General features: G+C 47.5%; 22 protein-coding genes and 1 other annotated feature. Of the genes, 19 read left to right on the forward strand and 3 right to left on the reverse strand.

Features of this window, described 5'->3' with window-relative positions:
* Nucleotides 1-3 precede the first annotated feature (3 nt).
* Nucleotides 4-1,098, reverse strand: coding sequence for a ferredoxin oxidoreductase (locus P22_RS14560; RefSeq protein WP_235814666.1), 1,095 nt, complete (start codon nucleotides 1,096-1,098; stop codon nucleotides 4-6).
* Between the two features lie 244 nt (nucleotides 1,099-1,342).
* Nucleotides 1,343-2,755: a sodium:solute symporter family protein gene (locus tag P22_RS14565; RefSeq protein WP_054260995.1), complete on the reverse strand. Its 1,413-nt coding sequence runs from the start codon at nucleotides 2,753-2,755 to the stop codon at nucleotides 1,343-1,345.
* Between the two features lie 74 nt (nucleotides 2,756-2,829).
* Nucleotides 2,830-3,097, reverse strand: a binding site (T-box leader).
* A 242-nt stretch (nucleotides 3,098-3,339) separates the two neighbouring features.
* On the opposite strand from P22_RS14565, the gene P22_RS14570 reads away from it, so the two are divergent.
* From P22_RS14570 to P22_RS14650, 19 genes are all read left to right on the forward strand, one after another.
* Nucleotides 3,340-6,003 carry a cation-translocating P-type ATPase gene (locus P22_RS14570; protein WP_054260961.1) on the forward strand — a complete coding sequence of 888 codons (2,664 nt, stop codon included), beginning with the start codon at nucleotides 3,340-3,342 and terminating at the stop codon, nucleotides 6,001-6,003.
* Nucleotides 6,004-6,200: 197 nt separating this feature from the next.
* On the forward strand, nucleotides 6,201-6,671 hold the full coding sequence (locus P22_RS14575) for a DoxX family protein (RefSeq protein ID WP_054260962.1): 471 nt from the start codon (nucleotides 6,201-6,203) through the stop codon (nucleotides 6,669-6,671).
* 204 nt (nucleotides 6,672-6,875) lie between these two features.
* Nucleotides 6,876-7,073: a hypothetical protein gene (locus P22_RS14580; protein WP_054260963.1), complete on the forward strand. Its 198-nt coding sequence runs from the start codon at nucleotides 6,876-6,878 to the stop codon at nucleotides 7,071-7,073.
* A gap of 379 nt (nucleotides 7,074-7,452) precedes the next feature.
* Nucleotides 7,453-8,172: an amino acid ABC transporter ATP-binding protein gene (locus P22_RS14585; protein ID WP_054260964.1), complete on the forward strand. Its 720-nt coding sequence runs from the start codon at nucleotides 7,453-7,455 to the stop codon at nucleotides 8,170-8,172.
* 11 nt (nucleotides 8,173-8,183) lie between these two features.
* Complete coding sequence (locus P22_RS14590; protein WP_054260965.1) at nucleotides 8,184-8,876, forward strand: amino acid ABC transporter permease; 693 nt, start codon at nucleotides 8,184-8,186, stop codon at nucleotides 8,874-8,876.
* Nucleotides 8,877-9,044: 168 nt separating this feature from the next.
* Nucleotides 9,045-9,938 carry a substrate-binding periplasmic protein gene (locus tag P22_RS14595; RefSeq protein WP_235814668.1) on the forward strand — a complete coding sequence of 298 codons (894 nt, stop codon included), beginning with the start codon at nucleotides 9,045-9,047 and terminating at the stop codon, nucleotides 9,936-9,938.
* Between the two features lie 137 nt (nucleotides 9,939-10,075).
* Nucleotides 10,076-11,494: an aldehyde dehydrogenase family protein gene (locus tag P22_RS14600; RefSeq protein WP_082378510.1), complete on the forward strand. Its 1,419-nt coding sequence runs from the start codon at nucleotides 10,076-10,078 to the stop codon at nucleotides 11,492-11,494.
* A 39-nt stretch (nucleotides 11,495-11,533) separates the two neighbouring features.
* On the forward strand, nucleotides 11,534-12,769 hold the full coding sequence (locus P22_RS14605; RefSeq protein WP_054260966.1) for a PucR family transcriptional regulator: 1,236 nt from the start codon (nucleotides 11,534-11,536) through the stop codon (nucleotides 12,767-12,769).
* A 188-nt stretch (nucleotides 12,770-12,957) separates the two neighbouring features.
* Nucleotides 12,958-14,277: a 4-aminobutyrate--2-oxoglutarate transaminase gene (gene gabT, locus P22_RS14610; protein WP_054260967.1), complete on the forward strand. Its 1,320-nt coding sequence runs from the start codon at nucleotides 12,958-12,960 to the stop codon at nucleotides 14,275-14,277.
* Between the two features lie 184 nt (nucleotides 14,278-14,461).
* On the forward strand, nucleotides 14,462-15,562 hold the full coding sequence (ddlA, locus tag P22_RS14615) for a D-alanine--D-alanine ligase (RefSeq protein ID WP_054260968.1): 1,101 nt from the start codon (nucleotides 14,462-14,464) through the stop codon (nucleotides 15,560-15,562).
* Nucleotides 15,563-15,725: 163 nt separating this feature from the next.
* The gene (locus P22_RS14620) at nucleotides 15,726-16,709 is read left to right on the forward strand and encodes a ketoacyl-ACP synthase III (RefSeq protein WP_054260969.1); all 984 of its coding nucleotides are present in this window, start codon (nucleotides 15,726-15,728) and stop codon (nucleotides 16,707-16,709) included.
* Nucleotides 16,700-16,858, forward strand: a complete 159-nt coding sequence (locus tag P22_RS20630; protein WP_156318981.1) for a hypothetical protein — start codon at nucleotides 16,700-16,702, stop codon at nucleotides 16,856-16,858. The genes P22_RS14620 and P22_RS20630 overlap by 10 nt, the downstream gene beginning before the upstream one ends.
* Nucleotides 16,859-16,906: 48 nt before the next feature.
* The gene (locus P22_RS14625; protein ID WP_054260970.1) at nucleotides 16,907-17,281 is read left to right on the forward strand and encodes a hypothetical protein; all 375 of its coding nucleotides are present in this window, start codon (nucleotides 16,907-16,909) and stop codon (nucleotides 17,279-17,281) included.
* A 130-nt stretch (nucleotides 17,282-17,411) separates the two neighbouring features.
* Nucleotides 17,412-17,723, forward strand: coding sequence for a hypothetical protein (locus tag P22_RS14630; protein ID WP_156318982.1), 312 nt, complete (start codon nucleotides 17,412-17,414; stop codon nucleotides 17,721-17,723).
* Nucleotides 17,724-17,971: 248 nt separating this feature from the next.
* Nucleotides 17,972-18,109 carry a hypothetical protein gene (locus tag P22_RS20635; RefSeq protein ID WP_156318983.1) on the forward strand — a complete coding sequence of 46 codons (138 nt, stop codon included), beginning with the start codon at nucleotides 17,972-17,974 and terminating at the stop codon, nucleotides 18,107-18,109.
* The gene (locus P22_RS14635) at nucleotides 18,102-19,124 is read left to right on the forward strand and encodes a rod shape-determining protein (protein ID WP_054260971.1); all 1,023 of its coding nucleotides are present in this window, start codon (nucleotides 18,102-18,104) and stop codon (nucleotides 19,122-19,124) included. The genes P22_RS20635 and P22_RS14635 overlap by 8 nt, the downstream gene beginning before the upstream one ends.
* Before the next feature lie 129 nt (nucleotides 19,125-19,253).
* Nucleotides 19,254-20,591 carry a hemolysin family protein gene (locus P22_RS14640; RefSeq protein ID WP_072169809.1) on the forward strand — a complete coding sequence of 446 codons (1,338 nt, stop codon included), beginning with the start codon at nucleotides 19,254-19,256 and terminating at the stop codon, nucleotides 20,589-20,591.
* 238 nt (nucleotides 20,592-20,829) lie between these two features.
* Complete coding sequence (locus P22_RS14645; protein ID WP_054260972.1) at nucleotides 20,830-22,509, forward strand: tetratricopeptide repeat protein; 1,680 nt, start codon at nucleotides 20,830-20,832, stop codon at nucleotides 22,507-22,509.
* 98 nt (nucleotides 22,510-22,607) lie between these two features.
* Complete coding sequence (locus P22_RS14650) at nucleotides 22,608-22,844, forward strand: hypothetical protein (protein ID WP_054260973.1); 237 nt, start codon at nucleotides 22,608-22,610, stop codon at nucleotides 22,842-22,844.
* Here the strand turns inward: P22_RS14650 and P22_RS14655 are convergent, their stop codons facing one another.
* Nucleotides 22,845-24,197, reverse strand: a complete 1,353-nt coding sequence (locus P22_RS14655) for an MFS transporter (RefSeq protein ID WP_054260974.1) — start codon at nucleotides 24,195-24,197, stop codon at nucleotides 22,845-22,847. It abuts the gene before it with no gap.
* Nucleotides 24,198-24,214: the final 17 nt, after the last annotated feature.

Genomic DNA, 24,214 nt, shown 5'->3' on the forward strand with positions numbered 1-24,214 from the left:
TGATCACCCTTCCTGGGGAAGTAGATTTCGTGTTTCACGGTATACTTCTTCCGTTGTTATGCCAAGACCGGGACGGAATACCGGTTTAATTGGAACCGTCAGCCCGTATAGGGCTTCTGCCACCATTTTATAAAGCTGTCCCTGGGCGGATTCAAAAAGAATGATTTGTTTGGCATTGGCTGCAGCTTCGCGAAGTTCCGTGGCTGGGAAAGGGCGGAGGGTAATGGGACGGAAGTAGCCAATCTGTTTTCCCTCGTTCTGGAATAATTCGCAGGCGGCCAGGCAAGAACGGCTGACAATACCGTGACTGATTAAAATGGTATCGGCATTCCTGCACCAGCGATTGTCCCACGCAACCACGGCGGGCGCCATAGATTCATAGTCTTTTAGGTGAGTTTGCAATACTTCATACAGCTCATCTTCTGTATTATAAGTATTGCGGTGATGCTTATAGCCGTTTGGTTCAAACCCTATCAGCGGATGAGGCTTGACCAGATTGATTCCCTCAAGTTCCGGATCGTACACCACCAGCGATTCCTTCATTTTACCCTGATATCCGTCGCCAAGGACAAAGGTGGGGAAATGGTATTGCCAGGCTGCATTAAAGGCTTTGATGGTGTAGTCAAAAAGCTCCTGATGGCTGGCGGTGGAATATACAATGCGAAGCCCTTCCCCGTTTCCTCCATAGGCGGTTAAGGTTGTTTCCTGCTGTCCGTAAATTACGGTTGCCGTAGAGGGGCCGCCTCTCTGCTGAATGACGGAGACAATGGGGATTCTCATCATTTCGGCCATAGCCAGAGGCTCCTGCATCAGTACGTTCCCGGGGCCCGCCGTGCTGGTGAAAGCTTTTTTTCCTGTCATAACGGCACCTAAGGTATAGTAGCCTGCAGATAATTCGTCTTCCGTCTGCAAGAAAATTTTATTATACCTTAGGGCAAGCTTTGCCCAGTATTGCATAATTTCCGTTTGAGGAGTAATCGGATAACCAAAGAGGGCATCCGCCCTGGCGGCAATGCCGGCTAAAGCTACCGCTTCGTTGCCGGTAATGAACCTCCGTTTTTTTTCTAATGCGGAAATAGGCATATGTTGATCTTCCATAGAGGTCTCCTTATTCTGGAGTAATAATTTCTGCTGTTCCAGCTATAGTGTTTGCCGGAAAAGGGATTTTATGCTGTAGCATTTGCTGCTGCCGGTGGCTTATTTATTTTTTTTGGAAATATTGAGGAGAAACTGCTGCGCTGTTTTTATTCATTTGGCGTCATAGCAGGAAGGCTTGCAGGAGAGCAAACCTTAGACAAAACGGTCTAAGGTTCACCTGTTCACTGCTATTTTGTTATTCCGTTTACTCCCTCGGGTTAGACAGGCCGGCTTGCAGCTTTTGTGACGGGCAGAATGCATAAGTGAGTAAAAAAGTTGTACAGCAGGCAAGCCATTCGAGATAAATCACATGGGGGAATATGCGGACCGCCGGAGTGGTTTGCCACAGGATCAGCACGACTACGCCGGACAGTATGGTATAAAATGCGGAATTTTTGCGGCAAAGACCCGGAGCAAAAAGCGTAAATAAAACGATAACACTAAAGGCTGCGGTGAGGCTGAGTCCGATCATTAATGTGCTGATGATACCGCTGATGGTCATCGCCAGCGTCAGGGTAAACAGGCCCAGAATCACTACGGCTGATTTGGTTGCAACAACAAAATGCGGCTCGCTGACGTGCGGGTTGATGAATTTTTTATAAATATCCTGTGAAAATAATGTAGCCGAGCTGAGCAGCAGGTTGCAGGCCGTTGATACGTCGGCGGCCCAGAGGGCGGCCAGCGTGATACCGGCGAGAAGCGGATCCAGAGACATGATGATTTTGGGAAGGGCGAGAGCGGGACTCATAGCGGGAAACATCGATTTGGCCAGAACACCCATCAAAGCGCTGACAAATCCGATGGGAAGCATCATCAGCCCGCCGATAATGAAGCCTCTTTGTGCCGTTTTCACATCTCTGGCTCCCAGTGATATTTGAATGATGCTCTGCAGCGATAAATTGACGGTAACCAATACCACAATCCAGCTGACGATACCGAGGATGCCAACCCCGTCGATAAAGTCCAGGTAGGGGACATTGGCCGGAAGCCGGGCTTTAAGATTTTCCATACCGCCGACACGATGTACACAAACAACGGTAGCCAGGATAATGCCAATATATTTTAAAGAAACGTTTAAGATGTTCGACATACTGGCGGACCACATGCCGCCGATTAAAGTGATTCCGATAAACACCACGGCACTGGTGAGCATACCCGAGGTCAGGGTGAATATCTCCGGCATTAAGGCACAGAGAATACTGCCGCCGGCGATGTACTGCAGGGACATAACGACCAATTGAATTAAAATCTGGCAGGCGATGCCGGCAATCATGCCTTTTTTGTCGTAATAGCGGCCCAACATCTCCGGTATGGTCGTAATATTCAGTTCACGATATTTTTTGGCAACCAGAGCCCCCATGGCAATGGCTCCCAGGCCCCAGGCAGTGGTATACCAGCCGGCGGAAAGCCCGACTTTGTAGGCTTGTTCAGCCACTCCGATGGTCGAGGCTCCGCCAACGGCAAGGCCGACAATCGACACGGTAATCAGCGGGGTGGTGAGCTGCCTGCCGGCAAGTACGTAGTTGGCAGCATCCCCGGCAGCGCGCCGTTTGGCATAATAACTGATCATGAACAATAAAACGATGTACAGGCATACAATACTAAAAGCGATATTCATAATAGCCTCCTTTATCGGTTCCTCCATAACATATTCTTCTATGCCGGGCATAAAAGAAAAAATCGCCCCTCCAGATAAGGGACGAAAGCTCCGCGGTACCACCCATTTAGATCATGACAAAATAAAAAGGGCGTACCAAAGGGGCGAAAAGCCGCGGTACCACCCTGTTTCGATCGCAAGATCCACTTTACTGTCTGTAACGTAGACATACGGCACGGCCTACTGCTATTTCAGCCTGCAATTCAGGAAGGAACTTCACCCGGCATTTTCAACTGGTTCGCACCAGCCACCAGCTCTCTGTATGAAAACTACTGAGTTACTTTTTTCCGTCATCATCGGTAAAGTATTCTTATTGGACATCATTATAGTATTGACATGGTGCAGTTGTCAATATGGGTAGAACAATTTTTTCCTGCAAGCTAAAGACAGTGTGACATTTTACGTATAAAAAGCCCATTCCATTTTGACGATGCTAGCGGCTTTTTAAACTTAATACCGCATAAGAACAGTTCCTGCAGGATACACTTCAAACATCAAATCAGGCTTTTAGTAAGCGGTAAACACGGAAAGGAAAGCGGATAAACATGTGGTTTTCAAAATCAGCTCAAGCAGTTCTTACTGAACTGCGTGTCAATCCGGCGGACGGATTGACTTCTGCAGAAGCACAAGCCAGACTGGAAAAGGATGGCCCCAATAAATTAAAAGGCAGGCCCAGGAAGAGCTTTTTAGAGCTGTTCTTTGCTCAGTTGCAGGATATGCTGATCTATGTTTTATTGGGAGCGGCAGTTATTACCGTGGTGGTGGGAGAATGGGTTGATGCCGCGATTATCCTGCTGGTGGTATTTCTAAATGCGGTTATCGGGGTTGTTCAGGAGAGTAAAGCCGAAAAAGCAATAGAAGCTCTGGAACGTCTGGCCACACCGCGGGCGGTGGTCAGGCGTGACGGGGAAGTAAAAGAAATCAATTCGGAAAACGTAGTGGCCGGCGATGTGATCATTCTTGATGCGGGCAGGTATGTTCCTGCCGATCTCAGGCTCATCAACAGTGCAAACCTGCAAATTGAAGAATCTGCGCTGACCGGAGAATCCGTTCCTACGGAAAAGAACGCGGCGGACGTGCCGGCAGATACCAAAACGCCGATTGGCGACCAAGCCAATATGGCCTTCATGTCAACGTTGGTCACCTACGGCAGAGGGGAAGGCATTGTCGTGGCAACTGCCATGGATACCGAAATTGGCAAGATTGCCAGGATTCTGGATGACGATGTTGATGAAATGACTCCATTGCAAAAACGGCTTGAAGAACTCGGCAAGACGCTGGGGTATATCGCTCTCGGCATTACCGTATTGATATTTGTTATTTCCCTTTTCCAAGACAGACCGCTGTTTGAGATGTTTCTAACAGCCATTAGTTTAGCTGTGGCCGCCATTCCTGAAGGGCTGCCGGCTATCGTTGCCATTGTGCTGGCCCTTGGCGTGACCAGAATATCCAGGGTAAACGCCATAGTAAGAAAGCTTCCTGCAGTGGAAACACTGGGGTCGGTCAGCATTATCTGTTCAGATAAGACCGGAACGCTCACGCAAAACAGGATGACCGTTGTCAAGTTTTATACGGCAGGAAATCTCGGCCAGGTACCGGCGGAAGCGGGGGAGTTCCATCCGGGGAATACAGATGGAAAGGAATTAATCAAGTCGTTTGTTCTTTGCTCGGATGCGACCTATGAAAATGGAGAAAGCACCGGTGATCCTACCGAGGTTGCTTTAGTGGTATTTGGGGAAAAATATGGACTGGGAAGAAAAAAACTGCAGGCAGAACATAAACGGGTCAGCGAAAAGCCTTTTGATTCAGACCGAAAGTTGATGTCTACCCTTACGGAAGAGGAGAATGGCTACCGGGTACATACCAAGGGTGCGTTGGATACTATCTTAAAGATATCGTCAAGGGCTTTAGTACAGGGAAAGGTCGTTCCGCTAACGGAAGAATTGAAAGCGGAATACCTAACTGTTGCAGAAACAATGTCTAATGATGCGCTAAGAGTGCTGGGCGCAGCTTATAAAGATACGTCTGATGTGATTGAGCCGGACGAAATGGAGAAGGAGCTAACCGTTATCGGCTTAGCCGGTATGATCGATCCGCCCAGGCTGGAGGTTAAGGCTACCATAGAAAAAGCCAGGAAGGCCGGCATTATTCCGGTGATGATTACCGGCGACCATAAAAATACGGCGGTTGCCATTGCGAAAGAACTGGGAATTGCAAGCTCAATGGAGCAGAGTATTACCGGCAGTGAAATAGATAATCTATCGGAAAAAGAATTTTTTTCAAGATGCAGGAACTACCGTGTGTTTGCCCGCGTGTCGCCCGAGCACAAGGTTAAAATCGTCAAAGCATTTCAGTCGCAGGGGAATATCGTATCGATGACCGGAGACGGAGTGAACGATGCCCCTTCCTTGAAAGTTGCCGATATCGGCGTCGCTATGGGGATTACCGGCACCGATGTGTCAAAGGGTGCAAGCGATATGATTCTAACCGATGATAACTTTACAACGATTGTCCATGCGATAGAGGAAGGCAGAAATATATATAATAACATAAAAAAAACAGTCATATTTCTCCTTGCCTGTAATTTAGGCGAAGTTGTCGCCATCCTATTCGCGGTAATGTTTTACTGGCCGGTACCGCTGCTGGCAACGCAGATCTTGTGGATTAATTTGGTTACCGATTCATTTCCGGCGATTGCACTTGGTGTCGATCCCGGCGATAAGGATGTTATGAATAAAAAGCCCAGGAACCCGAAAGAAAGCTTTTTTGCCCATGGCGCTGCGATCCGGGTACTTACCGGCGGGATATTAATCGGGCTGTTGACCTTGACGGCTTTCTATTTTGGGCTGGCTCAATTTGGTTATAGCCTGAATTCCCCCGATATACCGGAACAGGTAATGGTCAATGCCCGGACCATGGCCTTTGTCGTTTTGGCCGGTACACAGCTGTTTTTTGCACTGTCCATGCGAAGCTTTCACAAGTTGGTATTCCAGCTTGGGGTGTTTTCCAATCGATACTTAATCGGCGCGGTGGTGTTGGGGTTTATCCTGCAGTTTGGCGTCATTACCATACCGTTTTTTGCGAATGCATTTAAGGTACAAAATTTGTCGCTGTCTGACTGGGGGCTGGTGCTGTTTTTTAGCCTGGTTCCGTTTCTGTTGAATGAAGGTTCAAAATTGCTTATGAAAGAGCCGGCAAACCCGCAATAGAAGCCTGGTATCTGCAGTGCCGGATTCTATTGGCAATGCCGGTACTACGAAAAATATGCTGGCATTGTGTTTTTTTGCTATAATAAAAAAGAGAAGGGCGAATTACTAAAGCGTTTAGTGAGCCGTTTCTAAATTTGCTACCAATCTAAAGAAAAAAGATACTATCCGTAGTAACATAAAGGGAGGGTTGACAGGCTATGAAAGAACTATATATTTTTTTCAGCCAAAGACTGCAGTCTTATCAAGATCTTGGTTTGCTGATTTTCCGTCTGGGAATTGGCGGTATGTTTATGTGGCATGGGTTTCCCAAGATTTTTGGCGGTATCGAAAAATGGACTGCCTTAGGGAAAACAATGGAAACCTTTGGAATCTATTTTATGCCGGCTTTCTGGGGATTTATGAGTGGCTTTGCCGAATTTTTCGGCGGCCTCTTCGTTGCCTTAGGCTTGTTTTACCGGCTTGCCTGTTTCCTGCTTGTTTTCAATTTAGGTGTTGCCTTTGTCAGTCAGATGGTTGGCGATAAGGGACTGTTAAAAGCCTCACAGTCGTTGGAGGATGGCTTCAGTTTTTTGGCGGCACTTTTTGTTGGCCCGGGTAAATACAGCCTTGATGAATATGCGGGCTTGAATAAGTCTGGCAAGACCGGCAGTCGATTGTTTAACCGTTAATGAAGACTGCGTGGACCAGGTTTTTAGTCTGGCTACGGCTCTTATCTCCCGGAGATAGGGGCTTTTTTTTGTTGATTCCGCCTGGGAATAGACTGTTTCCATGAATTGTAATATAGTTGTAACAAATTTGTAACAAGAAAGTTTTATTCTAAAAGCAAACAATTGCCAGTTATATCGATACAGGACAACGGGGATGGTCAGTTTATGGGGGAACTAGTGGTATACCGGTTTTATAGGCGAGGCTCGTTACAAGAAGAGCAGTATGCCAGTCTGGAAGAAGCGATGCGCCAGGCTTTGAGTGATGTGGAATTCAACGAGGGCCGCCCGGATAAGATCAGTGCCGGTGATAACCAGTATTATTTAGCTGACATGGAAATATATTGGAAAGAGAAGGGGTGGTAATTTTGTGTATTTTTCACAATTTGCTGCAAGTTATATTGTGAGATATATCCATAGACATTGCCTTTCCGCTTTGTTATAATGGAACAAAGCAAATGATAAAAATTGAGCAAAGATGCTAATGACTAAGATAAATGTATCTTATGTCGGTGAGCATCTTTTTTGTTTTCTCAGGGTGATTGCATACGTTTAGCCTGGCAGTATTGTCTACGGAAATTTGCGGCAGCGGACAAGGGAATACCGGAATGGTTCACAAGGAAAGCAAAGATGCTTAGTGAGGTTCTTTGCTTTTTGTTTTTATTCCTATAACTGGTAGTGGCTCTCTATGTCAGGTGTTTTTTATTTCCTTCAAACTAAACTAAGGATTTCAGGAGGAGATTATATGTTTAACATATCGAAATTGGGCAAAAAATTTGGCGATTTGGAAGTGCTGAAAAGTATCAGCATGCTGATTAAAGAGGGCGAGGTGGTTTGCATTATCGGCCCGTCCGGTTCCGGGAAAAGCACTTTTTTGCGCTGCCTGAATCTTCTTGAAGTACCGACAAGCGGGAAAATTTATTATTCCGGAACGCTGATTGACGCGGATCTGGACAGTAAAAAACTCCGGAAAGAAGTCGGTATGGTATTCCAGAAATTCAATCTGTTTCCCATGTTTACCGTGCTGGAAAACCTGACTTATGCGCCGATACATATCAACAAGATGAAAAAAGCGGAGGCACGGGAATTGGCGGTAAGCCTGTTGGATAAGGTTGGGCTGTCCGATAAAATAAACGAATATCCTGCCAAACTCTCCGGTGGGCAGCAGCAGCGTGTGGCCATTGCCCGTGCTTTGGCCATGAGACCTAAAATGCTGCTTTTTGATGAACCCACTTCGGCCCTGGACCCGGAACTGGTGGGAGATGTTTTGGCAGTCATGAAACAGCTGGCCGCCGAGGGAATGACAATGATTGTGGTCACCCATGAAATGGGGTTTGCAAGAGATGTGGCGGATCGCGTGGTATTCATGGATAAAGGCTATATTGTGGAAGAGGGCCCGCCGGAAAAGATTTTTAATCATCCGGAACAGCAAAGAACGAAAGAATTTCTGGCAAGAGTTTTATAAGGAGGGACAATATGACACTACATTTTGCTAAAGCAGCGGATTTATTAATTCCTTCTCTGCTACACGGTTTTGGCGTGGTTATTCAGGCAACTATTTTTGGGTTTTTACTGGCAACCGTTTTGGGAATGGTCATTGCCATAGGCAGGCTCTCGAGTGTCAAAGTAATTAAAGGCTTTCTATACCTCTTTTTGGAATTGATCCGGGGAACGCCGTTACTTGTACAGCTTGTATATATATATTATGTGGTTCCTTTGCTGTTGAATCTCATAGCCGGCATGTTTGGCTATAAAACCGATGTACAGATCGCATCGCTGACGGCAGGTATTCTGGGATTGGGCATTAATTATGGCTGCTATATGTCGGAAGTAATCAGGGCATCGATTCTTTCCATTGATTCCGGGCAGACAGAAGCGGCTCTGGCGCTGGGATTTGGAAAGTACCAGGCATTATTCCGTATTGTAATTCCCCAGGCATTACGCAGCATTATACCTTCCCTCGGGAATTACCTGGTTATGATGGTAAAAGATACTTCCCTGTTAGCGTACGTGGCGGTTAATGAATTGCTGCTGCGCACCCAAAGCTTTGCCTCGCAAACCTTTTTGACGATTGAATCATACACTTTTCTGGCGCTGTCCTATTTGATTATCAGTATTCCGTTGTCTCATCTGGTTAAATATGTGGAAGAGCGATTAAAAAATAACTAGACCTTATGTTGGGTATTCGTATTTTGCGAGTGATTTTATCTTCAAATTTTGTAAAATACCAGCTTTAAGAATCATACAGTTCATGGAAAGGGCGGATGCATTATTGAGGAAGATGGTAACCGTTTTATGCAGCTTTCAGTTTTAACGAAAAGAGGGGGATGGATAATCATGATGAAGAAAGTGTGGAAACAGTATGCTTTTTTAGCGGTTGTTATGTTTATAGTATCCGCAATATTGGCAGGGTGTGGTTCTTCCAACGAACCGGCAAAAACTACTGCGGCCAGGAAAGATCCTAATGCCAGTGCCACGTTAAATACATTAAGAGAAAAAGGTGCTTTGATAGTAGGTTCCTCCAATGACGCCCCGTTTGCTTATATTGATGCAACCAATAACCAGTTTTCCGGCGTCGATGCCGACATTATCAGGGAAGTCGCTAAACGTCTGGGCATTAATAAGGTGGAAATGAAGCAGATACCGTTTGAAAATTTGCTGATTGAATTAAATAACGGCACTGTCGACATGGTCACCGATGCCATGTATATCAAACCGGAACGCTTGGAAAAAGCTTTATTTACCGATGTCTGGTATAAAGAAGGCGAAGCGGTTGTTGTTAAAAAAGATTCCAGCATTCAAACCAAAGAAGATCTAAAAGATAAAGTAGTTGGCGGGCAAAAGGGAACGGCTTTTCTGGAAGTAGCCCAGAAATGGCTGTCGGAAGGAAAAGTGAGGGATTTAAAAATATTCAGCAACCAGGCAGAACTGATGATGGCTGTTAATACCGGGAAAATTGATGCTTGCGTGACCGATGGCATTGTGGCCGGTTACACGATCAAGCAGGATTCGAGTCTGAACTTGAAAATCCTAAGCCCGTATGAAGCAGAGGCTGCAGGCAAAATTGGCGCTGCGTTACGTTTTGAAGATAAAGAATTTTTAGCTGAAGTCAATAAAGCGTTAAATGATATGAAACAAGACGGAACATTAATGAAAATTCTGCAGCAGTACGGTTTGAATGAAGATTATTTTGTAGCTGTTGATGACGGGAAAACCCAAAATGTGAAATAATTACTGATCTATGGAAAAGGTATAGACCGGGGTTGGCAGGAGGAAACTTGTGTTTCCTCCTGTGCAGTTTTGAGTTCTGTCCTTGCGGCATAGAAGATAGAAAACAGGAAGCTGTGCAATAAGGAGGAAATGATAACGTGAAAAACCATGGTTTATTAATTGGCGGACAATGGATGACAACCGCTGAAAACATCGCTGTCATAAATAAAGCGACCGGCAGTGAACTGGCTACTGTGTCCGTGGCCGGTGAAGCCGAGGTAAAAGCGGCGGTGGATGCTGCTGAAAAAGCATTGAGAACGGTGAAAATAGAGCCATACCAGCGGTATAGCATATTGATGAAAGCCAGCCGGCTTCTTATGGAAAAACAAAAGGAAATGGCGGAAATTCTCACCCAAGAAGTAGGAAAACCCATTAAGGAAGCCCTGGCGGAAGTAGCGCGGGCGCAGCAGACACTGATATTGTCCGCTGAAGAGGCAAAACGGCTGACGGGCGAGATGGTGCCCCTGGCCGGAGCGCCGGGTTGCGGCAATCGCTGGGCTTTTACCCTGCGGATGCCGGTGGGGGTTGTATGCGCAATTACTCCATTTAATTTCCCGCTTAATCTAGCCTGTCATAAGATCGGACCGGCCTTGGCTGCCGGAAACTCGGTGGTATATAAACCGGCAACCGTTACCCCGTTGTCAGCCGTACTGTTGTGCGAAATCTTTACGGAAGCGGGATTGCCCGACGGGTACCTGAATCTGGTGACAGGGTCGGGAGCAAAACTGGGGGCGCTCTTGACGGAAGAGGAACGGATTCGTTTTTACAGCTTTACCGGCAGTCCGGCTGTGGGGAAAAGTTTGTTAAAGAATGCCGGTTTCCGGCGTGTGGCGCTGGAATTAGGTTCGAATTCCGCCAATATTGTACATAACGATGCGGATATTCCTGCGACTGCCGGGTTATGTGCCAAATATGCTTTTGCCAATGCGGGACAGGTTTGCATTTCCTGCCAGCGGGTTTATGTTCAGCGCAGCGTTTACCAGGAATTTTGCGATCATGCCGTAGCGTATGCCCAAAAGGTTGTTATGGGTGATCCTCTTGATCCGGCCACTGATATTGGTCCGATGATCAGCGAGCCGGAAGCAGTGCGGGCAGAGAACTGGGTCAATGAGGCGGTCCGGGAGGGCGCTGCCGTATTAACAGGCGGCAAACGCCGCGGAGCCTGGTTTGAGCCAACCATCCTGACGAATGTCCGGCCCGATATGAAGATTGTGTGTATGGAAGCTTTTGCTCCTGTTTTCTCTATCGTACCTTATGATTCTATTCAGGAAGCCATAGATCTGGTCAATGATTCTGCCTACGGCCTGCAAGCCGGCGTGTTTACCGCTTCTTTGGAAATCGCCAGAGAATGCGCCATGAAAATCGAGGCCGGCGGGGTTATCATTAATGACGGGGCAACCTTCAGGACAGACAATATGCCGTATGGCGGCGTTAAAGAAAGCGGTATCGGCAAGGAAGGGCCGCAGTATGCGGTGAAAGAAATGACGGAAGAAAAACTAATCGTCTTTACGTTTTAACCTTAACAAATAATTACACTGAGAGGAGGATGCCGGGTCATGATCAGTTGCCGCGAAGTGATCAGTTTGCCTTCCCTGGCTAAAATAAATATTGTGGCCGGGCATTCCGGCTTAAACCGCCTGGTGCGCTGGGTACATTTTATTGATTTGCCCGACGTTCTCCCCTGGGTACAGGGTGGCGAACTGCTGATTATCACTGGCATCGGCCTGAACGGTGATGTCGGTAAACTGGAGGCTGTGGTAAGGGGAATTATCAAAAAGAAACTGGCCGGACTGATTATTAATATTGGTCCTTATATCAGGGAAATTCCGCCTGAAGTTCTCCGCCTGGCCGATCAAGCCGGGTTTCCTGTTTTTGAACTTCCCTGGGAAGTTAAACTTATTGAGGTGACCAGGGAAATCTGCAGTCATATTGTCCTGAAACAAACCGAGGAACGGTCAATCAAGGATTTTTTGGAACAACTCCTGCTTTTCCCTTTGGTTGATACGGAAGTGCTCATTCAGCGGGCGGCTTATTATGGCTATGATCTGACCAAACCCCACCAGGTTGCCATCATAAGCCCTGTCCAGTTGACTAATTTTCTTCAGGAAAACAAGGTGAATGATGAAAAAGCCCTGGTAGCCTTTAAAGTGCGTTTTGAAAATAGTATCCGTGAGGCTTTAAAGCTACGTGGTGAAAAAGTTTTGCAAATGTTGTGGGCTGATGATGTTGTTTTACTGATGCCCTGTGACAGGAGCAGTACGGGAGAGCAGCAGAATACCGGCATATTAACGGCAGTTTTTGAGCGGCTTGCAGCTGAAATGCCGGGCTTGGCGGTTACGGCGGCCTTAGGCGGCAGCTTCGACTGTTTGCAGGATGCCAGAAAAAGTTATCTGCAGGCCACGAAAGTTCTGCGGCTTTTTGCCGACTCAAAGACGGCTTCGCTGCCTATATATGCTTATGAGCAACTGGGTATTTATAAATTGCTGCTGGAGATCGGTTCGGACAAACTGGCGCTGTATTATGAGGAAGTCATTGAGCCGCTTAATGAATATGACCGGACGCATCAGATGAATCTGGTCAACAGCTTATTTGTTTATTTTGAGGAAAATTGCAATGCGGCGCAAACTGCTAAACGTCTGTTCGTCCACCGCAATACCCTGGATTACCGCTTGAAAAAAATTGAGGAAATCAGCGGCAGGAGTTTATCTGATCCTTACGACCGCTTGACGCTGCAACTGGGAGTTATTGTGGGAAAACAAATGTCCAGTGGATTTTTTTCTTTTGATGCGTGACGGGGTGAATATGTCACAAAGGAGCGTAACAATTCCTGTGATCTATTCACATAGACGCTGGGGAGTGAATTTGGTACTATTAAACCGTAGCAAATAGAATGGCATGCCAGGCAATGGTGCTGAATGACATCCGGAGAGGATTAGTTCAGCCTTTTCTTTTTGATAATTCATGTAGGGAGATGTTTACAATGAGCAGTACGGAAAGTAGAACCGAAAGATTAATCCGGCGGAAAAACAAGGCGGTTGCCAGGGGAATTGCCAATTCTACCGGCGTTTTCGTAGAAAAAGCCAGGGGAGCTGTTATTACCGATGTCGAAGGCAGGGATTTTCTGGATTTTTATGCCGGTGTAGGGGTTTTAAATATAGGACATTGTCCGGAACCTGTGGTGAATGCCATCAAAAAACAGGCGGACCAACTGCTGCATTCTTTCTTTGCCATCGCCATGTACGAACCTTATGTGGCCCTTGCCGAAAAGATGAATTCCCTTATGCCGGGGCCGGCTCCGAAAAAGACCATGTTTGCCAACAGTGGAGCGGAAGCGGTGGAGAATGCGGTGAAAATTGCCCGGCATGCTACGAAACGTACCGGAATTATCGCTTTTGAATGTGCCTTTCACGGGCGGACTTTTATGACGATGAGCCTTACCAGTAAAGTAAAGCCCTACAAATACGGTTTCGGGCCGTTTGCTCCCGAAATATATAAAGTACCCTCCGCCTACTGTTACCGCTGTCATTATCGCTCCAGCTATCCGGAATGCGGTATGCATTGTTTGGAGAATTTTGAACGGTTCTTTGCCGCAGAAATTGATGCCGAGCATATTGCCGCTATGATCATTGAACCCATTCAGGGCGAAGGCGGTTTTATCGTACCGCCGCCGGAATTTTTGCCGGGCCTCAAGTCGATTTGTGAAAGCAAGGGTATTTTATTTATTGCCGACGAAGTACAAAGCGGCTTTGCCCGTACCGGAAAGATGTTTGCCATCGAAAACTGGGGTGTGGAGCCGGACTTGATGACCACGGCAAAATCCATTGCCGCCGGTGTTCCCCTTAGTGCCGTAAGCGGTAAAGCGGAGTACATGGACGCTCCTGATGCGGGAAATATTGGCGGGACTTACGGCGGCAATCCTTTAGCCTGTGTGGCTGGTCTGGAAACCATTAGATTTATTGAGGACAACCAGCTTTGCAGCCGGGCAGAGGAAATCGGCCGGACAACGATGACCCGTCTAAAAGCCCTGCAGGAACGATGTCCTGCCATTGGAGAAGTACGGGGGATGGGCGCCATGATCGGAATCGAACTGGTTAAGGACCGCCGGACCAAAGAGCCGGCTAAAGAATTAACCGGCAAGGTTGTAAAGTATTGCCTGGAACAGGGGGTCATGCTGATCAGCGCCGGCATCTTCAGTAACGTCATCCGTTTATTGATTCCCCTGGTGGTCACAGACCAACAGCTGGACCACGGGCTTACCGTTTTGGAGCAGAGTATTTTAAAAGCTGCTGCTGAAGGATAAGAGGAAAGCAGGAACGCCAAAAGTGAGGCCCATAAGTTGGATCGCTGCCCGTTTCACATCAGTTTGTGAAATGGCGGCGGTCTTTTTTTACAAGAAAAAGACGTAAACTCTTCAGGTCATGGCAGGGATAATCCGGAGAAAGCGGAAATAAACTAAAGAGAAAAGGAGATGGGGAGATGGTGAATTGAAAAAAATCAATGTGGGTATTTTATTCGGCGGCAGGTCTACAGAACACGAAGTTTCCCTGCAGTCGGCAAAAAATGTGATTGATGCCATTGATCAGGAAAAATATGATATTACCTTGCTGGGCATTGATAAGGCCGGTCGTTGGTACTTAAACAACCGCTCGCAGTTTTTGCTCAACAGCGATGATCCCAAAACCATAGCGCTTAAGACCGGCAGGGATGTCGTTTTAGTGCCGGGCAATGAGAAAAATCAGCTGATCGGGGTTTTCGATAAAACGGCAGCTGCCAATATTGATGTTGTTTTTCCTATTCTGCACGGTCCCTATGGTGAGGATGGAACAGTTCAGGGATTGCTGAAATTAGCGGACATTCCTTTTGTGGGACCCGGTGTGCTGGCATCGGCGGTAGGTATGGATAAAGATGTCGCCAAGCGCCTCTTGCGGGATGCCGGCATTCCGATAGCAAGGTTTAGGGTTTATTATCAATGGGATCAGGAGTCCCTGGATTTCCAGGATATTTCTAAGCAGCTCGGACTTCCTTTCTTTGTTAAACCGGCTAACGCAGGCTCGTCCGTCGGGGTTAGTAAAGTGAAGAATGAAGCCCAGTTCCATCAAGCGGTTAAAGAGGCATTTGCTTTTGATAATAAAATATTGATTGAGGAATTTATTGAAGGCCGTGAAGTGGAGTGTGCCGTATTAGGCAACGAAAAACCGGTTGCTTCCCGTGTTGGTGAAATCATAGCGCAGCAAGAATTTTATTCTTATGAGGCAAAATATATAGATGAAAACGGAGCCATTCTGCAAATCCCGGCCCAGCTTCCGGCAGAGACGGAAAAACTGATTCAGGATACGGCCGTTAACACCTTCCGGGTACTTTGCTGTGAAGGGATGGCCAGAGTAGATTTTTTCCTCACGAAAGATAATAATATTGTCGTTAATGAAATTAATACCATACCGGGCTTTACCAAAATAAGCATGTACCCGAAGTTATGGGAAATCAGCGGCATTACCTATCGGGATTTAATCGACAGACTGATTCAATTGGCGCTGGAAAAACATAAGGGAGAACGCAATTTAAAAACCTCCTATTCGGGAAAATAATAAAAAGAACTAAAATAATGCCTGGGAAGCCAGGCATTATTTTAGTTTAATCCGGAAGAATCGGCGGTGAAAAGAGTATACGTACGTATTGAAAATGAAGAGAAGTTATTGTATGATTATAGTATCAGGTGATAATACCATATTATAATTTTGTGAGGTAGCGATGAATAGTAAGTCACAGGCAAAAATAACGGCTTTGGGTGCGTATCTCCCGTCAAAAAAATTAACGAATCATGATCTCGAAGGTATGGTTAACACCAGTGATGAGTGGATCGTCCGCCGCACCGGCGTACAGGAAAGACGAATAGCGAATCGGGATGAGTTTGCCAGTGATTTGGCCATACAGGCCGTGACAAACCTGATAGAAGAGCAGCAAGTGAATATAGCCGATGTCGATATGGTTATTGTTACCACATTTACTCCTGACCATTTGACACCCACTGTTTCGGCACTGGTACAGGGACATTTCGGGATAAAACATGCGGGGACAATGGATATCAATGCCGCCTGCACGGGTTTTGTATATGGACTTTGCGTGGCCGATTCCCTGATTAGTGCCGGGCACAGCAACAAGGTACTGGTGATTGCCGCCGAGGTAATCAGTAAAGTGGTGGATTATTCGGACAGAAATACCTGCGTACTGTTTGGCGATGCCGCTGTTGCCGCATTGGTTGAACGGACTTATGGCAAAGGGAGTTTTATTGCCTCCTCATTTGCTTCTGACGGCAGCTTGGCCGGGTATGCCTCCTGCAGCAATTTGTCGGCAAAGATTCATGGCAAAGAGCTGGGGAAGGAGCGGACATTTCAACAGGAGGGTAAACTCTTGTATGAATATGTGGTGAAACATATCCCCGATAGCGTGAAGGGTTTAGTAACAAAGGCGGGTTTAACTCTAACCGGTGTAGACTGGTTTGTTCCGCATAGCGCTAACCTGCGAATGATTCAGGCTATTTGCGAGCGTCTTGACTTTCCGCTGGACAGAACACTGATAAGTAATGAGTTTTACGGTAATACCTCCTCGGCTTCCATTCCTCTGGGCATGTGGGCGGCGTTACAACAGGGGCGGATTAAGAACGGGAATATCATGGTATTATATGGTTTTGGTGCCGGGCTGACTTATGGCGGCATTGTCTTTGAGTGGCAATAACCGGGCAGGCCGGACGCAAAGAATCAATTAACCCCGTGGTTTCGGCCGCTTTCTTTGAAATCCAGCTAAACGGTGTTGCCGTATACGGCAAATTTTACATGCTGATCATTATTGTAAAGGAATATGTCGAAATTAGTAGGATTAAGTAAATAGATTTATCATAGCTTTAGGAATTTTGCTATATATGGAGTGGTAAAATGGTTAACTTTAATCAGAAGCTGGAACATGCATGCCGCGTTTTTGCTGTAAGCATAAATCAGGTATGTGAAGATACAGGAATCAGGCCGTTTGCCTTGTATTTGCACGCCACAGATCAGTTGCCGCTCAAACGCAGGGATATGCTTAGATTGTGTGCGTATTTCGGGGTGGTTGATGATTATTTTGTAAATGCCAGGATTCGGTATATCGATCGGGAAAAACTGCCGGAGGTATTGCGTGGTTTTATTACACCCCGGCGCCGGATTATGCATTACGAAGAAAATAATGAAGATGTGCCCATGCTTTTGGGTGAGAAAGCCCTGGCAGAATATAAAAGCATGCTGGCTGCCGTGTATTCAGGCAAGCAGCAATAAAAATCAAATTTAGTATGGTTGGTTGCTCATATAGGTATTCTTTTTTATTTACTACAAAATGACTACTTAGTCACAATTTTGTCATATTTCCAGATTATACTGTGGATAGTAAATAAAGGAGGGATTCCCCGTGAACAAGTTAGCCAAAAAAGTTATCGTTTATTCCCTGGTAGGTATCATGCAATTCGGTTTCGGAGCATCCGTAATAGAAGCCTCTCCCAGAGATCATCATGACTGGCAGGCACACCACCGGTATGATAAAGACCGCGAGCAAAGAATAAGAGAAGAAAATAGGCGGCATGAACGGGAGATGAGACGGCGTCATCATGAGAGTGAAAGAGAATGGCGCGAACGGCAACAACGAGAAAAAGAGCACCATGAAGAAATTATGAGAACACTTGGAGGATTAGCCATTCTGGGAATTATATTAAGCAACAATTGAAAAGAGGAAGCTCCTTTTGCCGGTTGGGCAAAGAGAGCTTCTTTATTATGTTACCGGGCAGGGGTGTTTTGTGCGGCAGCCGCAGGGTAACCGTTGTTCCTTCTCCCGGAGTGCTGTTCAGTTCAAGGGCAACGACTAAACCGATAAAATTGGTTGCGGCGAGAATTTTAGTCAGGTTCTGTAATAAATAGGATTGTTCTGTCAGCAATCAAATTCGGTTGACTAGAAATAGAGGAGAATATAATAGCATGATAAATATTTTGAGTTCTTTTACCTGGGGGGCATTGGTGCTGCTGGCTGCGGCCTGCTGGTGTCACCGGCGGCGGATTTCCGGCTGCAATGAGGCAGTTAAAGCGGATAGCAGAGGGGTGGCTGTTAATGCTTAGGCTGTTTCGGGCATTAGGCTGTGATCTGGGAATTGATTTGGGGACCGCCAACACGCTGGTCCACAGCAAAGGGCAGGGCATTGTTCTGCAGGAGCCTTCGGTCGTTGCGGTGCTCCAGCATACCGGTGAAGTGCTGGCAGTTGGAGAGGAAGCCAGGGCCATGCTGGGCCGGACCCCGGGGAATATTGCGGCCCTCCGGCCGCTAAAAGACGGGGTTATTGCTGATTTTGACGTCACCCAGAAAATGTTAAATTATTTTATTCGGAAAGCGGTTCCTCCGCGTTCTTATATAAAACCACGGGTTGTTATCGGCGTTCCATCGGTCATTACTGAAGTGGAAAAAAGGGCTGTGGTATCGGCGGCTACACAGGCCGGAGCCAAGGAAGTGTATTTAATCGAGGAGCCGATGGCGGCAGCTATCGGTGCAGGATTGCGTGTGGAGGAACCCACAGGCAATATGGTGGTTGATATTGGCGGTGGAACAACCGATGTGGCGGTCATTTCACTGGGCGGTATTGTCAGCAGCCAGGCTATCCGTGTCGGCGGTGATGAAATGGACGAAGCAATCAGCCAGCATGTAAAAAGAACCCATAGTCTGATTATCGGTGAACGGACAGCGGAGACTGTCAAGATGGCTATTGGTTCAGCCATTGCAATGCCGGAAGAAGAAGCAAAACTGGAAATTCGTGGACGCAACCTGTTGACCGGGCTGCCCAAGGCACTGGTTCTTTCGCAGCGGGAGGTGCGGCTTGCTTTAGCTGAACCGGTCGCTGCCATTGTGGAAGCGGTAAAAAGCACGCTGGAAAGCACACCTCCTGAACTGGCCGCTGATATTATTGATCGCGGCATAGTTCTGACCGGTGGTGGCGCTTTGCTGCGGGGGCTGGATGTGTTGCTGGTTAAAGAAACCGGAATTACGGTGTCTATAGCGGAAGAGCCCCTTGCCTGTGTGGCCCATGGAACCGGAAAAGCATTGGATAGCCTTAAAATTCTGCGTCCGATGCATTCCGTATAAGCATGAAGATAAACGTTTTCCGGTTTTAAAAATCCGGTGTATTTTATCAGCTTGCCGGACAGACTTTTAAGGAAAGCTTGTGAACAGTAAAAGGAGGTGGACCGAACTTCCGCTGTTTCGGGAGGTCGGATGTTATTGGACCCTGCGTCGATAGTGTGGAATGTATTTCTGGTTCTGGTTTTAGTTTTGCTAAATGGATTTTTTGTGGCAGCAGAGTTCGCTATGGTGAAAGTCCGCAGTACACGTATTGATACACTGTTACAGGAAGGCAATGCTCGGGCACAATATGCCAAACGGCTGGTAGGCAATCTGGACGCCTATCTGTCGGCCTGTCAGCTGGGAATTACGCTGGCTTCGCTGGGACTGGGCTGGATTGGCGAACCGGCAATCGCCCGCCTGATTGAGCCGGCGCTTCTGAATATAGGGCTGCCGGAAGCCGTTATTCATACGGTGGCCTTTGCGATTGCCTTTTCCATTATTACAGCTTTGCATATCGTGCTGGGTGAACTGGCACCTAAATCACTGGCTATCCAGAAGGCTGACAGCGTGACCATTTGGACTTCAGTTCCGCTTATTGCTTTTTATAAATTTATGTATCCGGCTATATGGGTTTTAAATAGTCTTGCCAACCGGATTCTCCGCATGGTGGGTATTCAGATGGCGAGTGAACAGGAAGCCGCTCATACCGAAGAAGAAATCCGCATTTTGATGGAAGAAAGTCATAAACAGGGTTATATCAATAAAACGGAACTTACTTTTGTCGATAATATCTTCGATTTTGCGGAAAAACATGTAAGTGAAGTGATGATTCCCCGTACCGATATGGTATGTGTGTATGCACAGGACCCGTTTGACGTCAATCTGGAAAAGGCTTTGACGGAACAGCTTACCCGTTATCCTGTCTGTGATCCGGATAAAGATAACATTATTGGCTTTGTGCATATTAAAGATTTGCTGGCGGCACTGGCTAAAGGGCAGAGTCCCGCTCTTACGGAGATCAACCGGGAGATCATGGCGGTACCGGAAGCCATGCCGGTCAGCAATTTGCTCATGCTTATGCAAAAGGAAAAGGCGCAAATCGCCATTGTGATTGACGAGTACGGCGGCACAGCCGGATTAGTGACCGTCGAGGATATTCTGGAGGAAATTGTCGGCGAAATTCAGGATGAGTTTGATGAGGAGCGGCCTGTTGTCGAAATCCGTTCCGATGCGTCCCATTCCATCGACGGGCGCTTGCCCATCGGGGATTTTAATGATATTTTTGGCGTACAGTTGGAGGAGGACGAGGTCGATACCATTGGAGGCTGGCTGTCGGCCAGAGTGGAAATGCCGCCGCAGTTGGGCCACAAAATTACTTATGCGGGCTATGACCTTGTTGTTGAAGAAGTGGACAACATGCGAATCACCCGGGTACTGCTGCGCAAGAATACACAGGAGGACGATATGCCGCAGGAAGAACAAGAATAGGCAGGCCCTTCGCTGCACGTACTGATTAAACTGCTGTACCATTACTCTGGTACTGGCCGCTTCTTTGTTTGATTTTACTAAATAAAAGGCAGGAATTATAAATTTACCGTAACGGCAGGTTTATGCTTTCTTTTCAATTACAATTCCTAGACAACCGTCCGATAATGAATAGGACGGTTGCTTTTGCTGTCTAATTTTACGCTATGAAGGCAGGAAATAATGAGTGAGGCGTTTTTGCATGCAGCGTTTATCTTATCAAGCCATTAGAGCGGCATTGGCCGGTGACAATGTCCCGCAAATACGCAAAATCAGGGACGGCTGCCGGGCAATGTTAAAAGCCAGGCCCGACAGTCTTCCCGGCCTGCGGCTCATGGGAGAAATTGAATACCGGCTCGGTCAATTCAGCCAGGCGGAGAAGTGGTTTAAAAAAGCTCTGGCTATCAGGCCCGGTTCCGCAGAATTACGCTACAATTATGCACAGGCTCTCGCCGGGCGGCAAAGGTATGCTGCAGCCATCAGGGAGTTGCAAAATGCCGTTGCCTTGAGGCCGGAGTATAGCGAGGCATACTATAGCTTTGGCCTGTTTAGCGAACGGTGCGGTGATGAAACCGGCGCGATAGAAGCCTATCGAAAGGCGATTGCCATAAACCCGAATTATGCGGCGGCAATGGACCGGCTGGGTATTATTTTTATGAATCAGGGAGCGTTGACAGAAGCGCTGCTGTGTTTCCGGAAAGTGCTTGCGTTTCAATCCGGCAACCCGGATACTTTGAATCATATCGGTACTATCTATCATCATCAGGGTGAGTTTGAAAAAAGTATAGCCTACTTCCGGCAGGCACTGGCAGTTCGGCCGGATTATCCGGTCACTCTGAACAACCTTGGTGTTGCCCTGAAATCCGCCGGAAAAGTGCAGGCAGCGATTGCTGTCTATGAACAGGCCCTTGCTTTAAAAAGAAACTGGCCGGAACTGGAAACCAATCTGGCCATGGCGCTGCTGGCGTCCGGAGATATGGAAAGGGGATGGCAGAAATTCGAATGGCGGCTAAAGTCTGCCAAGCTGTTTGCCGCCAGACCGAAGATGGTAAAACCCCGCTGGCAGGGAGGAATGACGAAGCAAGGCCGCACCCTGCTGATCCGGGCGGAACAAGGGTATGGTGATACGCTGCAATTTTGCCGCTATGTGCCGCTTGCAGCCAAACTCGGTTTGCGCGTGATACTGGAGGTGCAGCCGCCGCTTGTCAGACTGCTGAGGGCTTTGGACGGTGTCAGCCAGGTGCTCGCCTACGGGCAGCCGTTGCCTGATTTTGATTTTTATTGCCCGATGATGAGCCTGCCCCTGGCTTTTCATACGCAATTGGCAACAATCCCGGCTAACGTACCGTATCTTTCCGTCCCGGAGGAGAGTATTGGCAATTGGCGTAAGCGTATGCCGGACAGCCGGGATATGCTGAAGGTCGGACTGGTGTGGGCCGGAAAACGGCGGGTTGCCTCTGCCGTACTCGCTGCTGCCGACCACAGGCGGTCTATCGATCCTTCCTTGTTTGCCCCATTGCTGTCGGTTGAGGGGGTTCAATTCTACAGCTTACAGAAAGAGGGACCGGCCGCTCCCGTAGCGGCCGGTCTGATCGATATGATGACGGAATGTCAGGATTTTGCCGACACGGCTGCATTGATTGCCAATCTTGATCTTGTTATCAGCGTCGATACGGCGGTAGCCCATCTTGCCGGTGCCATGGGAAAACCGGTGTGGCTTCTTAACCGTTTTGACGGCTGCTGGCGCTGGCTGCAGCAACGGGAGGACAGTCCGTGGTATCCGTCGCTGCGCCTGTTTCGCCAAGCGCAGCCGGGAGAATGGGAAAACGTTATCGCCCTTGTATGCAGGGAACTTCAGCGCCTGGCGGGACAGTTACGCTAATGTCCCTACGTTTTAAAGAAAAAGGCCGTCGCCAATAGATTTAATCGATTGAGACGGCTTTTTATTGATTTGCACCCGTTTGTTCCCGGAGCAGAGCCATGCTTTGCTCCAGCCATTCCACTCGCCTGGGTGACGACCAAAAGGTGTTTACGGCGGAAGAGGTGTTGATGGGCAAACAGGAAGCCGGGGCGAGCACGGTCATTATCGGTGGCGGTTTAGTAGGCTATGAGCTAGCTTTGTGGTTAAGACGCCAGGGGAAAAACGGTAACTATTGTGGAGGACCTTTTGCCTTCGAACTGGCAACGGAGCGTACGCCGAAACAGCCAAAAATGTGATTATTTCGAGGTATGGATGGCGTTTGGTGGCATGGTTTTTTGCATATCGGAATTGGCAGTATGGCTATTGATTAATTTTTCCGGGATGGCCAGAGTCAATAAGCAAGTAACTAAAGCACAGGAGGCAAGGACATACATGCTGACCGTTGTGGAGCCGGTAACATCTTTCAAATAGCCGACCGCGTAGGGACCAAGAAAGCCGCCAAGATTAGCAATGGAATTGATAAGCGCAATACCGACGGCAGCGGTCTCCTCTGAAAGAAATGCACTGGGAAGTGTCCAGAATGTCCCGGCAAAACCGTAAATGCCGATGATGCTAAAAGTAATCCAAACCATTGACCAGACCATGTCATTGGTCATCGTAAGCGCGATTAGCCCGATAAAAGCCGTTGAAATAGGCAGGCCGACATGATAACGGCGTTCCATGGTTTTATCGGAATGCCGGCCGACAGCGATCATTGCCATTACACCGCAAATATAAGGAATCGTAGAGATAAAGCCGACCTGGGTATTGGTCAGCGTTTTGCCCAGCGCTTTAATAATCTGAGGCATCCACATGCTCAGGCCGTACATGGCGCATACATAACCGAAGAAAATAACGGAAAGATGCCACACCCTGGCATTTTTTAAAACTTCCCATTTGGAAACTTTGGTTTTCTGTATTTTAGCCTCATGCTCCTGTTGCAGTTGGTTAACCAGCCATTCTTTTTCATCCTTAGTTAGGAACTTGGCTTGTTCCGGCCGGTCGACCAGATAGAAAAGAGTGGTAATGCCCAGGATCACGGCCGGTAATCCTTCAATAATAAACAGCCAGCGCCAGCCATCCAGTCCCAGCCAATGGACATGATCCATAATCCAGGTCGAAAGAGGACCGGTGATAATGTTATTGAGCGCCATGCCGGTCATGAAGATGGCAATGGTTTTTGCAAGATATTTTGATGGAAACCAATAGGTCATATATAAAATCATGCCGGGATAGAAACCGGCTTCGGCAATTCCAAGCAGAATGCGCAAAATACCAAGCTGTGTAGCATTTTGGATGAAGCCGGTCCCTACAGTTACTAAACCCCAGGTAATCAGAATGCGGGCTATCCAGATACGGCAGCCTAATTTATGCATCAATACATTGCTGGGGACCTCAAAAAAGAAATAAGCAATAAAGAAGATACCGGCGATAATACCGAAGGTGGTGGCGCTGATACCTAACGCTTTATTCATTTCCAATGCGGCAAAGCTAATATTAACCCGGTCCATCATCGCTACTATATACAGGACAAAGATATAGGGAACAATTCGCCAACGCAATTTGTTAATAAGCCGCTCTTCGTTAAACTGAGGCTGAGTCGCTGTCATATTTATACATTCTCCTT

The organism is Propionispora sp. 2/2-37, assembly GCF_001298735.1.
Lineage (GTDB): Bacteria > Bacillota > Negativicutes > Propionisporales > Propionisporaceae > Propionispora.